This window comes from Capnocytophaga sp. oral taxon 902, from assembly GCF_013394735.1.
GTDB classification, from domain to species: Bacteria; Bacteroidota; Bacteroidia; order Flavobacteriales; family Flavobacteriaceae; genus Capnocytophaga; species Capnocytophaga ochracea.
The window spans coordinates 2,019,378-2,033,963 of the sequence record NZ_CP058261.1 but is presented as its reverse complement, the minus strand read 5'-3'; the positions used below and the strand labels follow the sequence as shown (position 1 = coordinate 2,033,963).

Below are 14,586 nucleotides of genomic sequence, written 5' to 3'. Positions count from 1 at the left end.
TATGTTATTTCAATAAGAAAAAAGCGTTAGTCTTTATCGGGATTTACAGGCTCAATAGCATTACTAAAAGGCTCATATGTCACATAATCCCACAAGGCATAATGGTCTCTGGTAGGAATACGGTCTCCTATAAAATCTATATTTTCTACACTGCAAAAGATACGAAAAGGATACTGTTGCCCATAGTTGAGCTCCTTATGAAGATGTTGCACCCCATCGATGAGCCACGTAGCAATATAATGGTTGTTCTGCGGATTGATAGCTAATTTAATCTGAAAAGTATGCCATTGGTCGCTGTCTATAAGCACCTCAGCATTTTGCGCCCAAGGATTATTCTGGCTGGTCATAAACACCACTACCTGCCCCTCTTTTGCGCCCAACTTCTTTCTGCGTTTAGCATCGCCCGAGCCCACTTCAAAATCTATCTCGTGCCCTTCACTGTTATACAGAAAAGAGCCTATACTTGCCCAAGCGCCTGTTTCCATCGGAGGAATGTAAGCGCGCCAAGTGTAAATACCTGCCCCGTAACGGTGTACTGTTTTTTGTTTTTTGCGCTGTTCAGTATGAGCTTTCGTCCATATTTTCAGTGCCCAACCATCTTCGGCATAAGAATCACTTACCACTTTGGCATAAGTTTCTTTGTCCTTCCCTTGTGGGTAATCCTCGTCCTGATTACCTAATAACCAACCGTCAAGCGTTTTAAAATCCCATCGCATCACTTTGGTTTTATCAATGGTCACCTCAGGAATATCACTTGATTGTTTGCTACAGCCTACAAAAGCTGTCAAACACATTGCCATTAAAAATAGATTTACTCGTTTCATATGCTTTTATTTTTTCGTTTTTGCTTTATTTAAAATTCTCTTTTGCTTTATTGTTTCTTCGCTATTCCTTCTCCGTTTCTTCGTCTTTCCTTCGTCTTTCCTTCGTTGTTTCTTCGTTCATTATTCGTCATTGCATCGCTACACTCCACCTTTTCCGTCATACTTCCCCTAGTGCCTATAACCTAAGACCTCACACTTCGCCATTTACTAATTTTCTAATTTACTAATTTCCTAATTATCCCTTCTCCTTTTCCGTCATACTTCCCCTAGTACCTATGACCTAAGACCTATTGCCTATTCCTTTTTCTTTCGCCTCAAAACCCTGTTTTTACCGTTTTTTGCTTTGTTGTATTATAGTATTAATCAATTACTTATATACCCTTTCTATACCAATCGTCCAAGATTCGTATAAGCTTCCTATAAGCTCTCTATAAGCTAACCCCACCCAATTTACAGCTCATCTTTTACCTTTTATCTAAATTCCTACTTTTGAAAATCTCCGTTTCCTTCCGAAAAGCTCAAAAAAACTCTTTATCCTAATAATTTTTCACTTTTCACTATACAAACTGGTGTGAGGGTTGTAATGAATACCGTTTTAACTAACAACAAAGCAATTCTATTAATATTCTATAAAGGTAGATAATTACAACCCCTTTACCAGCCATTTATAAAAGCAATATGTAAGTCTCGTTTTATTAGCGAGGTTTATAAGAATAAGGATATGGTTGATAAGTTACATAATCCCATAAGCCTACAACATCTTCTGTAGTAGGACGTTCTCCTAAAAAGTCTAGGTTCTCTACACTACAAAATATATGAAATAATTTTTCTTGTCCATAGTTTAGTTTTGACTTATAACGGTCTACTCCATCTATAGCCCAAGTAATGATATAGTTCTGACCATTAATAGCTTGATTTATTTCTAATCTTATCTGAAAAGTATGCCACGATCCTTTATTTCTCTCATCAACTGTAACAATCTCAGTATCGTGATGTAGTTCTGGATTATTTTGGCTTGTAATATAAGCTATCAACTGATTGTTTTTCGTTGCGTGAGCTTCTTCTCTTTTTTTAATAGTCCCTGAACCAACCTCAAAATCTACTTCGTGTTGGTCATCGTTATAAAGCCAAGAACCTACGCTCACTCTTTCACCAATATTCATTGTAGGAATGAAAACACGCCAAGTGTAAATCCCTGCACCAAACATTTGTTTTGTCTTTAATTTTTTCCGCTCTTTTGTCCCTGCTTTTGTCCATATCTTCAAAGCCTTACCATCGTCGCAACCATCTTTATAAACTGATGAACAATGGTCTACATTCTTATTAGGTTCTTGGTTGGCTAAAACCCAATCTGAAAGAGGATAAGAACTAAAGTGCCATCTGTAAGTTCCAACAGGATTATCAGGCTTAGGGTCAGGTGTAGGCTTAGGTGTAGGAACTACGGCTCCACCATTGGGCGTATACTTAACATTATCCCATACGCCTGTTGTAGGAGTGGTAGCAGGTCTATCACCTACTTTTGGTAAGTTCTCTACACTACAAAAGATATTGAAAAGGTTGTCTTGACCATAATCAAGTGTTCCTTCCAATTTATCCTTTCCTTCTCTTCCATCTACTGTAAGGATAGCGTGATAGTTGCCATTCACTAACTTCAATTCTATCTTAAACCTATGCCAATCTTGTTGGGTAATAGCTATCTTTTTAGTGGTCATTCCGTAACCACCCAATTCTGCTATCACTTGATTATCAGTAAGTCTCATTTGGGAGCGTTCTGCATTCTTTCCTGAATAGACTTTGATAGCCAATTCGTGATTGTCATCTTTGTAAAGAAAGCAATTCACACTTGTTTGGGCTCCTTTCTCCAATTTAGGAACATACAATCTCCACTCATATACTCCCGCTCCATATTGTCTTACAGTTTTGAGTTTGTTGCGTTGCCAAGTGTTCACATCTGTGTGAATAATAAGTCCACCGTTTGTACAGCCAGGGCTATGTTGTATCTTATAGCAATTAGGCTTACTGTTCTGATTGGCTTCTATCCAATCGTTAGAAGGAGCATCAAACTCCCAAAACATTACCCCTTTTTGAGCCTGTTGTGCAGCATTAAGCGATTGTCCATCGCTTGATGTAGTTGTTGCGTCGCGTGTAGTTTCCTCAGAATCTATCTTACAACCAACATAGATGAACAAGGTCATCAATGAAAAAATAAATGTTTTTTTCATACTAAAATCATTAAGTTGTATGCTTTATTCTTAGTTTCCTTTTTAAGAAAAAGAGGCTGTCTCGTTGTTGGAGGTGAGACAGCCTCAGAAAAATCAATTTGCCATTTATAGATAAACATCAATTACTACTAATAGGCGGTATATTCAATAAAGTTAAACTTCGTTTCTAAGTGTTTTGTAAGAGCTTTATCGAGTTTAGCCCATTTCATCCAAGGTCTATTAGCAGCTGCTTCGGCTATAAAGAAGAACTTAAATTCATCTTCACCATAATTTGCAACTAAAGTTTTTAATACGTTACCATCAATAGAGTAAACAATAGTATACTTGTTATTTACTTTTTTAAGGTCGATGGTAAGTTTGTAGTCTTTGTTAGCATCTAATAAGCCAACATATTCGTCTACCGCAGGTTCAGCTCCTTGTATATATAGCAATAACTGATTGGGTTTAGCTCCTAAACGAGTGCGATCCTCTTCTGAGCCTATACGAGCCATCATTAAAAAGAGGCGTTCGGTTACTTTCCCTTTTTCATCTTCTGCATAATAATAAAGATTAGCTCCTGATTGGAATTGAGTACCCGCAGGAATGGTTGATACATCGGGGAAGCGGACAGACCACGTATATTTTCCATAGCCCATTTTCATACCCAACTTGTATTGTACCTTAGCAATAGTATTACCACTATCTACTCCTAACACCAATTTACCACTATCTACTTTAGCAATACCCCATTTCAACCAATCGTCGGGGAAGCTGTTGAAAGTCCATTTCTTTACTTCTCCTGTATCTGGTTCTGGTTCTGGGTCAGGTGGGTTAAGTTGGTTTTGAGGTTCTGTAGGTTCCATAGAATATGAGTAGGGAGTATAGGTTACATAATCCCACAAGCCATAATTATCTTTATAAGGCCAGCTATCGCCTACAAACTTTAAGTTTTCAGTACTACAAAAGATATAAAAAGGGTGCTCTTGCCCATAAGTAAGTTGCTGAGCGGCACACTTTACATCATCAATAAGCCAAGTAGCAAAATACTTTCCTCCTGCTAATTTTAGGTCAATTTGGAATGTATGCCAAGCATTCTTCTTGATTTTTACCTTTTGGTGTAAAGCTGGGTTATCCTGGCTGGTAATATAAGCAATCACTTCATCATCAGTAGCTCCTAAGGCATCACGGTCTTTAGTCGTACCAGAACCTACCTCGAAGTCCAATTCGTGTTTATCGCTATTCCACAACCAAGAGCCTATGCTCACACGTTCAGTAGTTCCTAAATCAGAGATATAGGCACGCCAAGTGTAGAGTCCTGCTCCGTATTGTTTTTTAGTTTTGAGCTTTTTACGCTCTTTGGTACCTGCTTTAGTGAATATTTTCACTACTTTACCATCTTCAGCTTGTGTATTGCTCTCCACTGAAGTTTGTGAAATATTAGCCTGTTCTCCTTGGCTGGCATTAAGCCAATCATTGGTATTATCAAAGTTCCACTTCACTTGCTTAGCAGTAACCAAACTGCCTTCTTGTGGAGTTCCTATCTCACTGCGTGGGTTATCGCTAAAACGCCCATCTGCATCGCTCTTGTCGCAGCCTATCATACTAAGCATCGCAACAGCCATCAGTATTGGTTTTGTATAGGTTTTCATATGAGTTTACATTTAAGATTATTGTTCTCTAAAAGAACGGTTGTTTTGTAGGTCAGGGAATTTGTTACTATACACCCCTGGTATAGGGTAATACCTACGTTTGTCATAAGGTTTAAACGGATTGCTGAACTTAGGATACACTTTCCATTCAGGACTCAAATCATAAGGATTTTTTACTACATTAGGGTCTCTTCTAGCATTTAAATTGGCTTCTTTAGTTTCCAATTTTTGTTTAACAAGATCCATATAAGCATCTAAGCGGTCTTTCCATAATCCCATACGGATAAGGTCTACACGACGGACTCCCTCCATATTAAGCTCAAACAAGCGTTCATCACACAATTTACTACGCATATCTTCTTTAGAAGCAAAGTTTGCCAAGGTATAATTGTGGTTGCTATTTTCAAAAGCTCTCTCACGAATTTTATTAATCAAATCCACTGATTCTTGAGTAGGTCCATTGAGCTCATTAAGAATTTCAGCCTTGCAAAGCAATACATCAGCATAACGCAACAAGATGAGGTTATTAGGTGTATTATAATTATAGGTTCCTGGTTTGGTATATTTATATTTTTTAGTATATACCGCATCATTCTCTACTATTTGCGGATTACTTTTTTCATTCCTAAGCGTTCCTACTTCATTAAGTTTAGGAGATATGTACTTTATAGGTTTTCCGTACACATTCTTGAAAGAAGTTACAATAAGTTCTTTAAGACGTTGGTCGTCACTATCAAACTTCCAGTACAATTCCAGAGGCATATTGATATTGTTCCAGCCCATATCATATTCCCAAGGAGTGAAATACAAAGCTAAATCTGAAGAACCTGAGGGCACTTTATCACTTGCTCGTATAGCAAAGATAATCTCGTTATTATTTAAGGTTTCAGGCTTAGAAGGGTCGAACACATCAAACACTTTAGCTTGTAAGGCGTATTTACCTGAGGTTACCACTTGGTCTGCATACATTAAAGCAGCTTGCCAAGCAGCGGTAGCATCTTTACCTTCTTCACGCAAACGCCCTGCTTTACGCATATTAAGACGCATCAAATAGCCATAAGCAGCGCCTTTGGTAGGACGACCTGAAGCTCCCTCTGTTGCAGTACCCCATTCATCGGGAAGGTTATTAGTAGCAATGAGCAAATCTTGTTCTATTTGGTCATCTAATTCCTCAACAGTAGCCAAAGTAGGGTTAGCATCAGCTTCGTAGAAACCATTTGTTATCAAAGGTACTCGATAAAAAGCATTGGTAAGCTGATAGAAAGCAAAAGCGCGCAAAAAGTGGGCTTCGGCTAAGAGCTCTGGTTTCTTATCGGCGGTTTTGAAACGAGATTCAGGAATCATTGAGATATTGTCAATAGCAGTATTGGCACAACCAATCATTTGCCAGTTACCATTGTAGCATCTCGCAAGTTCTACGTTGCCAGAGAGACCATTTTCATTGTATATCTCGAAAGCAATACCATCTTTAAAACAGTCATCAGTAGACATATCGTTGATGTAGAAGTTGCTTGTGTGTGTAGCCCCAAGAAGGTAACGATAAATTCCGTTTACACCTTCTTGTGCATTTTCTTCGGTAGTATAGGCGTTATTAGCATTGTAAACAGAAGTTAAATCTTCTTTGAGTTCACAAGCGGTAAACGAGAGTCCTAAAAGACCTACCAATGTATATAGTTTATAATTCGTTTTCATTATTCTTTTGCGTTAAAAAGTTAATTTCACTCCAAAGTTAATGGTTCTGTAAGCAGGATAAGAGTTTAAATCTAATCCTTGTGCAATAGCACTACTACCATTAGTACTAATATCGGGGTCGAAACCTTGGTATTTAGTGAAGGTAAGCAAATTTTGAGCTCCTACAAACATACGCATTGTTTTAAGAGTTTTCATATTCCATTGACTACCTGTGAAGGTATATCCTAACTCAACATTGCGCAATTTTACGAAATCGGCATCTTCTACAAAACGAGAGTTCACATAAGAACCATATTGCAATTTGGCTGTTTTTTGATAACCATTACGAGGCACACTGTTAGAAGCGTGCGCTTTTGTCCAACGGTCAGCTGAATCTGAAAGGCGGTTATTATCTTCCAAATAAATACGAGTTAAGTTAAGCATCTTGGCTCCTAATGAGGCTTCAAAGAAGAAAGAGAAGTCAAAACCTTTATAGGTAAAACTATTGTTAAGACCTATGATAGTTTTAGGGATACCAGTACCCAATACAGTACGGTCTTTTTCGTCTATTTTACCATCACCATTAAGGTCTTTAAACTTAGGGTCACCAGGTGCTGAGTTAGGCTGTGGTGCATAAGTTTCGCCTTCTTGAAGGATACCATCGAACTCATAACCATAAATAGCACTGAGAGGTTCACCTTCTTTGAGCATCATATATTCTTTTTCGTCATAAGAACCGTGAGGACGTATATACTGAAAACGTGGTTTTCCATCGTTGAGTTTCAATACCTCACTGCGGTTATGAGAGAAGTTAAATGCTGTAGTCCAGACAAAATCGTTTTTATTGATATTGGTAGATTTGATAGCCACTTCAAAGCCTCGGTTTTCAATCTCACCATCGTTTACCATCATTGCGGTATACTCAAAACGGCGACCGTCATTCACATAGTTAGGGAAACCTCCTGAAGGGTGAATAGGGTCAGGGTTTAACAAGTCGTGAGTGCGTTTGATATAATAATCGAAGCTGGCTTCTACTCTACCAACCACTAAATCGATACCGGCATTCCATTGTGCAGTGGTTTCCCAACGGAGTTTTGGATTGTAGGGATTAGAAGGATACATACCTTTAGAGTTCACATCATTACCAATATACACATCGCGTACAGAGTATTGGTATTGTGACAAACCAAAGCGGATACCATCGTTACCACTAAGTCCATAGCTAGTGCGCAATTTGATACGAGAGAAAAGAGGTTTAGCAAATTTCATAAACTCTTCTTCACCTAAGTGCCAAGCAATAGACCCCGCAGGAAATATACCCCAACGATAGTCAGCTCCAAACACTGATGAACCATCGGCACGAACTGAAGCGTTGATAATATAACGGTTATTGAAGATGTATTCGGCACGACCAAAAACAGAAGCTTTTTTGATTGAGGATTCACCTGAACCTATCCAATCTAAATGTTGGGCAGCTCCAATATTTTTGAAAGAGAATACATCGGAAGCAAAACCATAGGCTTGCACTTCATCACCTTTACCTCTTTGATAAATATAAGAAGTACCTGCGGTTACTTTTACATCGTGTTTACCTTCCATTTTAGGGTGGTAAGTAGCCACACCTTCTATTTGGTGTTTTACGTTTTCTTCGTGACTGAGAAATGCTTGTCCTTTGTAAGACTGACCTATAGAAGTAGAACGGTCATAATACTTTTCAGTTTTTAAATGGTCATAAGCATAGGTATAACGACCATTGATAGTAAGTGAAGGCAACAAATCAATATCGGCATAAGCGGTTGCATACATTGTATTAAAATGGCGATAGAGTTGCGCTCCGCTCATTTCTTCGAACACAGCCGGACGGCGGTCTTTAGTTCCAAACACATCGAAACCTTCTTTATTTTTCCAAGGTTCCAAATTAAAGATGCGGTACATAATATTTTTATCAGAAGAGACTGTACCCATATCTAAGAATTTCTTTTTAGATTTGGAAAAACTCATATTAGCCCCCGCTCTTACTTTCGGACTTATCTTGTACTGCAAATTGATACGTCCTCCATAACGATTATAATCGGTATTGAGCAGAATACCAGGCTCTGTAAGGTAGTTACCTGACATAAAAGCGGATAAGCGGTCAGTACCACCTGATACGGAAAGCTGGTGTAACACAGTGAAGGCATCGTGAGTGGTTTCTTTGAGCCAATCGGTACCTTTACCGCGATAGGTAGCTTGTTGAGCTGTCCATTTACCATAAGCGGCGTCTTGGGTTTGTTCATATAAGCGGCGGGTAAGTGCTATGGTTTCTCCAGCATCGAGCAAATCCCAAGGATTGTACATATTCTTATAAGAAGTTTGGTTAGAGTACTCTACATTAAAGCTACCTTCTTTACCTTTTTTAGTAGTAATAAGGATAACCCCGTTGGCACCACGAGCTCCGTAAATAGCAGTAGTAGAGGCATCTTTTAAGATTTCGATTGATTCGATGTCGTCTATACTGATTTGCGACATATTATCAGTTTGGAATCCATCGATTACATAGAGCGGTTCGTTATCGGCACTTACTGAAGAAGCACCACGCACACGGATAGATACATTACCACCAGGCTCGAGTGAGTTTTGGCGCACTTGTACTCCTGAGGCACGACCTTTTAACATCTGTGACATATCGGCTACCACCCCTGCTTTTACATCATTGGTTTTGATGGAGGTAATAGCACCTGCTAAATCACGTACTTTGGTAACGCCATAACCTACGACCACTACTTCGTCTAACTTTCTTTGCTCTTCGGCAAGAGCAATATTCAAAGGAGAAGGTGTATTGGCGGTTACTTTTACATTTTGAGTTACATAACCCATAAATGAGACTTCTAAGGTTTGCCCTACCGATACCTCTATGGTATACTTACCGCTCATATCGGTACTGACACCCTTACTAGTTCCTTTAATTACTACCGAAGCACTCATTAGGGGCTCTTTGGTAGTAGCATCGCTGACAGTTCCACGGATAGTGCGTTGTTGCGCATAGCTCCAACTCACTAATAAGAACAACAGAACTGATAAAAATAGATTTCTTTTCATACAATGGTTGTTTGTTCGTTTGTTTTCGTATGGTTTTGATGGTTCAAAAGTACAAAATAGTTGAAGAAATAGAGGTTTAAAATCGTCTATAAAAGGTTTAAAATCGTCTAATGAGTTTTAAGACATTCATAATCAAAGGCTAAAAAGAAGCTCTAAGAAAGTAATAAAAAGAAAAATAGCCTATAACAAATAGAAAAAAGATAAAAACAAAAGAATAAAAGATAAAAAAAGCCCCCAAAAAGGGGGCTGCGCAATTTAAAAATATATTACAATGCCGAGAAAAATCTCGTTATTTTTATCCACACTTACAATCAGTTCCTCCTCCACAACTTTTCTTTTTCTTTTTAAAAAAAAGTGTTTTTACGAGATAGCCTACTGCTATAACAACTAATATATAAGCGATGATTTCTTGTGTATTCATACTAAAAATACTATTTATTGAGTAATTCAAAAGCTACATTTATTTGTGCTTCTACTGCTATTTTGCCTATTGCTAAGGTGTCATTGGCTTCTGCTCCGCTACTACCTAAGCTCACTTTACTGGATCTGAAAGTAGGTTGTACATCGTTAAAGTTTGATGAAAGTTCTTTAACAGCAATAGCTTTGCCTATATTTTGGTCTAAACTTACCGCATAGAGCAGTGCTTTTTTACGAGCATCTTCAATGGCAGCTACACGAGCGTCTTGCAAATGCTTTTCTTTATTCTTCACATCGAAACTTACACTATTGATACGGTTTACGCCTGCATCGAAAATAGCGTTCATTAAACTATCGTATTTGCTAATATCTTCTAATTTGATAGTAATATTTTGTAAAACGCGATATTTATTAATCTTATTATAATCGTCTTTATAAAGTGAAACATAGCTGGTTTGGAAGTTTTCCTTTGGCAGTTCTTTACTCAAAGTCTCCAAGACTTTGGCTACTTCTTCACTGTTTTTTTGTCGTAAATTTTTAAGGTCAAGTCCTTCTCTTTCTATACTGATAGAGATGTTTACGACATCGGGGGTAACATATACAATGCCTTCACCCACCACTTGCACTGAAGGCGTTTGGGTTTGTGCTATTGCCATTGTCGAGACCAATGAGAATAATAAAATGTACTGTTTCATATGTTTGTTTTTAGTTTATTATATGCAATTTATATGCCAAAGGTGCGAGGTCGTAGCACGACAGGCAGGCGGATAACTTAGAAATTAGCTAATGGTTAATGATTAATGGTTAATGGTTAATTTGGGAGGGAATTATACAAAGCTTATAGAATAGATGAACGAAGAGTGGGTCTACAGTGGCTCTACAGTGGGTCTACAGTGGCTCTACAGTGGCTCTACAACGGAGACTAACCAAAGATTAACTGAATACTAACTGAATACTGATTGAGTTTATAGTGCTCCTATCTGCTAATATCACTCGTTTTACGAGTTAGACTTGTCGGGCGCAAAATAACTAACAACTTAGGTTAACCGCACGAAATTGCGGTTGCTATAATAAGATTTTTCCCAATTAGCCTATTTGTTAATTATTTCGTACCTTTGCCCTCCCTAATAGATAAAAATGAAAACCAAAGAGATACTTATAAAGGGTGCGAAATTGCACAACCTTAAAAATATAACTGTAGGAATTCCTCGTAATAAGTTAGTAGTGATTACAGGACTCTCTGGCTCGGGTAAATCATCATTGGCGTTTGACACGCTTTACGCCGAAGGACAGCGCCGTTATGTGGAGAGCCTATCGTCGTACGCGCGTCAGTTTTTGGGTAAGTTAGACAAACCCAAAGTAGACAATATCATAGGGATTGCCCCTGCCATTGCTATTCAGCAGAAAGTAAACACTTCGAACCCACGTTCTACTGTGGGCACTTCTACCGAGGTGTACGACTACTTGAAACTGCTCTTTGCTCGTATCGGGAAGACATATTCGCCAATTTCGGGACAAGAGGTGAAAAAACATACGGTTACCGATGTGGTTGATGCGGTGATGCGCTATCCCGAAGGCACCAAACTGTTGCTTTTAGCCCCTGTGAGTATCCCCAAAGACCGTACCGTAGAGCAAGTGCTCAAACTCCTATTACAACAGGGCTATGTACGCATTCTATACAAAGAAGAAATCATTCGTCTTGGGGAAGACAATTTGCCTAAGAATCTCGACAATTTCCAATTGGTAGTAGATAGGGTGATTGTGCGTCACGACGAAGACTTTCAGCACCGCCTTGCCGATGCGGTAGACACGGCTTTCTTTGAAGGCAAAGGCGAGTGCTATATTCAAGAAATGGACGGGGTGGTACAAACGCATTTCAGCAATCGGTTTGAGTTGGACGGTATCACTTTTTTAGAGCCTAACGTACACTTATTCAGCTTTAACAACCCTTATGGGGCTTGCCCAAAATGCGATGGTTATGGTGATACTATCGGACTTGATGAAGACCTTATCGTGCCTAACACAGGTCTTTCGGTCTACGAGAATGCTATCTATCCTTGGCGTGGCGAGACGATGAGTTGGTTTCGTGACCAATTGGTGAATAACGCCTATAAGTTCGATTTTCCGATACACAAGCCTTGGTTTGAGCTCACCGATGAGCAGAAACAATTGGTTTGGGACGGCAACAAGTATTTCACAGGACTCACCGATTTTTTCAAAGAGTTAGAAGAAAAAAGTTATAAAATACAAAACCGAGTGCTCTTGGCACGCTATCGCGGAAAAACGCGTTGTCACGAATGCCACGGCAAGCGTTTGCGCAAAGAGGCTAACTACGTGAAAATAGCAGGCAAAAGCATTTCGGACTTGGTAGAATTGCCTATTGAAGAACTACAAATCTTTTTCAAAGAACTCAAACTCACGGACTATGAGCAAGAGGTAGCCAAACGATTGCTTTTAGAAATTAACAACCGCTTGCAATTCCTTGCTGATGTGGGCTTAGGTTACTTAACGCTCAACCGAAAATCGAACACGCTCTCAGGGGGGGAAAGCCAGCGCATTAACTTAGCGACCTCGTTGGGCAGTAGTTTGGTAGGCTCTATGTACATACTCGATGAGCCCAGTATCGGTTTGCACCCGCGCGATACCGAACAACTGATAAGCGTACTAAAATCCTTGCGCGACTTAGGCAATACGGTGATTGTGGTGGAGCACGACGAGGATATTATGAAAGCTGCCGACTACATCATCGATATAGGTCCTGAAGCGGGCACGCACGGTGGTGAAGTAGTAGCGACAGGCACTTACAACGAACTTCTAAAAGCCAACACCCTTACGGGGAAATACCTCAGTGGGCGCTTAACAATTGAAATACCCAAAAAGCGACGCACTTCGCCTCACTACATCACTTTGGTAGGCTGTCGCGAGAACAACCTTAAAAATATAGATGTTACTTTTCCTTTGGATATGCTCACGGTAGTTACAGGGGTATCGGGTAGTGGAAAATCGACTTTGGTGAAAAAGCTACTCTATCCTGCTATTCAAAAAGAATTAGACTTAGGGGGAGAGAAAATCGGTCAGTTTACCAAAATAGAGGGTAAATACAAACACTTGCAAAGTGTGGAGTTTGTAGACCAAAACCCTATTGGAAAATCAACCCGTTCAAATCCTATTACCTATATTAAGGCTTACGACGATATTCGCGCCCTCTTTGCAAGTCAGAAGTTGGCAAAGATGCGGAATTTCCAATCTAAACATTTCTCATTCAACGTTGATGGTGGGCGTTGTGAAGTATGTAAAGGAGAGGGTGAAGTAACCATAGAAATGCAATTTATGGCTGATGTGCACCTCACTTGTGAGGCTTGTGGTGGTAAACGCTTCAAAAAAGAAGTGCTTGAAGTGATGTACGAAGGCAAAAACATAGATGACCTGCTGAACACTACTATCGATGATGCAGTAGCCTTTTTTCAAAAGCACAAACAAACCAAAATAGCTGAAAAACTCAAACCTTTGCAAGATGTAGGTTTGGGGTATGTAACACTAGGGCAGTCCTCCTCTACCCTATCGGGTGGGGAAGCCCAACGGATAAAATTAGCGTCGTTTCTATCGAAATCGGACAGTAAAGAAAAGGTGCTTTTCATCTTCGATGAGCCTACTACCGGCTTACACTTTCACGACATTCGCAAGCTCTTAGACTCGCTGCAAGCTCTTATAGAAAGAGGGCATTCGGTAATTATTATAGAGCACAATGTAGAGATGATAAAATCGGCTGACTACGTGATAGATTTAGGCTTAGAAGGCGGTGCTAAAGGAGGTAATCTCGTAGCGACAGGTACGCCCGAAGAAATCGCTAAAAACAAAAAGAGCTACACAGGAAAATACTTAAAACTGAAATAAAAAAGAGTTCGGTATTCTTACCGAACTCTTTTTTATTGATAATCCTAATAATAAACTACGCTTGACGAAGTTGCTTTTCCAAAGCAATAGCTTTAGGGAAAAGAATATTGTTTTCGAGGTGAATATGACGATTTAAATCGGTTTCAAACTCTTGCAACATTTGATAAGTTACCTTGTAAGTATTACAAGCATCGGCAGGAGGCGTATAGTTATTGGTAAGCTTTACTATTTCCTCGAAACGCTCACCTTCTGCACTGTGTTCGTGCATCATCATTGCGATAGGGTTCTCTACCGTACCGAAAGGTATATCGCCAAGAGGTTGCCCTGATTGTTGTGCTTTTACGAGGCTTTCGATAAAAGGGAAAAGCACTCCTTCTTCTTTTTTAAAATGCGACTCGAGGTCACGAGCACTCTCATTAAAAATACGATTGATTTCAAAGAGCTCAGGGTGACGCTCGCCGTGCACACGACATAGCTTATCGAGGAACTGCAAAAGCATAGGGGTTTTGTCGCGCACGTATTGGTGATGAATGCGCACAATATAGTTAGCAAGCAAGTCGAGAGGCCAATCGCGTACATCGACCTCGTTGCTATTGCCTTTGGGGAGCGCTTCCAACTCGCTAATAAGCGCGTTTTTCTCTACTCCTTTTTTCTCACAGGCTTCGTCGATAGTACGACCGCCTTTGCAGCAAAAATCAATACCGTGTTTTTTAAATATAGCGGCAGTGCGAAAATCGTCGGCTACGATTTCGCCAATGGTTTTGTTTGTTGTTATACTCATAATGATTTAATTTGAGAGGGCAAAGGTATGAAAAGTATTTGGATAATAAAAGTGTATTATATCTTTTTTAT

General features: G+C 39.4%; 9 protein-coding genes. 1 reads left to right on the top strand and 8 read right to left on the bottom strand.

Going from position 1 to position 14,586, the window contains the following annotated elements; all coding sequences use genetic code 11:
- Nucleotides 1-26 precede the first annotated feature (26 nt).
- The 7 genes from HW278_RS08755 to HW278_RS08725 form a co-directional block, all read right to left on the bottom strand.
- The gene (locus HW278_RS08755) at nt 27-824 is read right to left on the bottom strand and encodes a hypothetical protein (RefSeq protein ID WP_178977577.1); all 798 of its coding nucleotides are present in this window, start codon (nt 822-824) and stop codon (nt 27-29) included.
- A gap of 695 nt (nt 825-1,519) precedes the next feature.
- On the bottom strand, nt 1,520-3,046 hold the full coding sequence (locus tag HW278_RS08750; RefSeq protein ID WP_178977576.1) for a hypothetical protein: 1,527 nt from the start codon (nt 3,044-3,046) through the stop codon (nt 1,520-1,522).
- Between the two features lie 128 nt (nt 3,047-3,174).
- Nucleotides 3,175-4,674, bottom strand: a complete 1,500-nt coding sequence (locus tag HW278_RS08745; RefSeq protein ID WP_178977575.1) for a toxin-antitoxin system protein — start codon at nt 4,672-4,674, stop codon at nt 3,175-3,177.
- A gap of 18 nt (nt 4,675-4,692) precedes the next feature.
- A complete protein-coding gene (locus HW278_RS08740; protein ID WP_178977574.1) occupies nt 4,693-6,366 on the bottom strand; it encodes a RagB/SusD family nutrient uptake outer membrane protein in 1,674 nt (557 codons plus the stop codon).
- A 12-nt stretch (nt 6,367-6,378) separates the two neighbouring features.
- A complete protein-coding gene (locus tag HW278_RS08735) occupies nt 6,379-9,423 on the bottom strand; it encodes a SusC/RagA family TonB-linked outer membrane protein (protein ID WP_015782486.1) in 3,045 nt (1,014 codons plus the stop codon).
- Between the two features lie 295 nt (nt 9,424-9,718).
- Nucleotides 9,719-9,844 carry a FeoB-associated Cys-rich membrane protein gene (locus tag HW278_RS08730; protein WP_002675350.1) on the bottom strand — a complete coding sequence of 42 codons (126 nt, stop codon included), beginning with the start codon at nt 9,842-9,844 and terminating at the stop codon, nt 9,719-9,721.
- A 10-nt stretch (nt 9,845-9,854) separates the two neighbouring features.
- On the bottom strand, nt 9,855-10,535 hold the full coding sequence (locus tag HW278_RS08725) for an SIMPL domain-containing protein (RefSeq protein WP_178977573.1): 681 nt from the start codon (nt 10,533-10,535) through the stop codon (nt 9,855-9,857).
- 442 nt (nt 10,536-10,977) lie between these two features.
- On the opposite strand from HW278_RS08725, the gene uvrA reads away from it, so the two are divergent.
- Nucleotides 10,978-13,734 carry an excinuclease ABC subunit UvrA gene (uvrA, locus tag HW278_RS08720; RefSeq protein WP_178977572.1) on the top strand — a complete coding sequence of 919 codons (2,757 nt, stop codon included), beginning with the start codon at nt 10,978-10,980 and terminating at the stop codon, nt 13,732-13,734.
- 55 nt (nt 13,735-13,789) lie between these two features.
- Here the strand turns inward: uvrA and ric are convergent, their stop codons facing one another.
- Complete coding sequence (ric, locus tag HW278_RS08715; RefSeq protein ID WP_016479719.1) at nt 13,790-14,515, bottom strand: iron-sulfur cluster repair di-iron protein; 726 nt, start codon at nt 14,513-14,515, stop codon at nt 13,790-13,792.
- Nucleotides 14,516-14,586 lie beyond the last annotated feature (71 nt).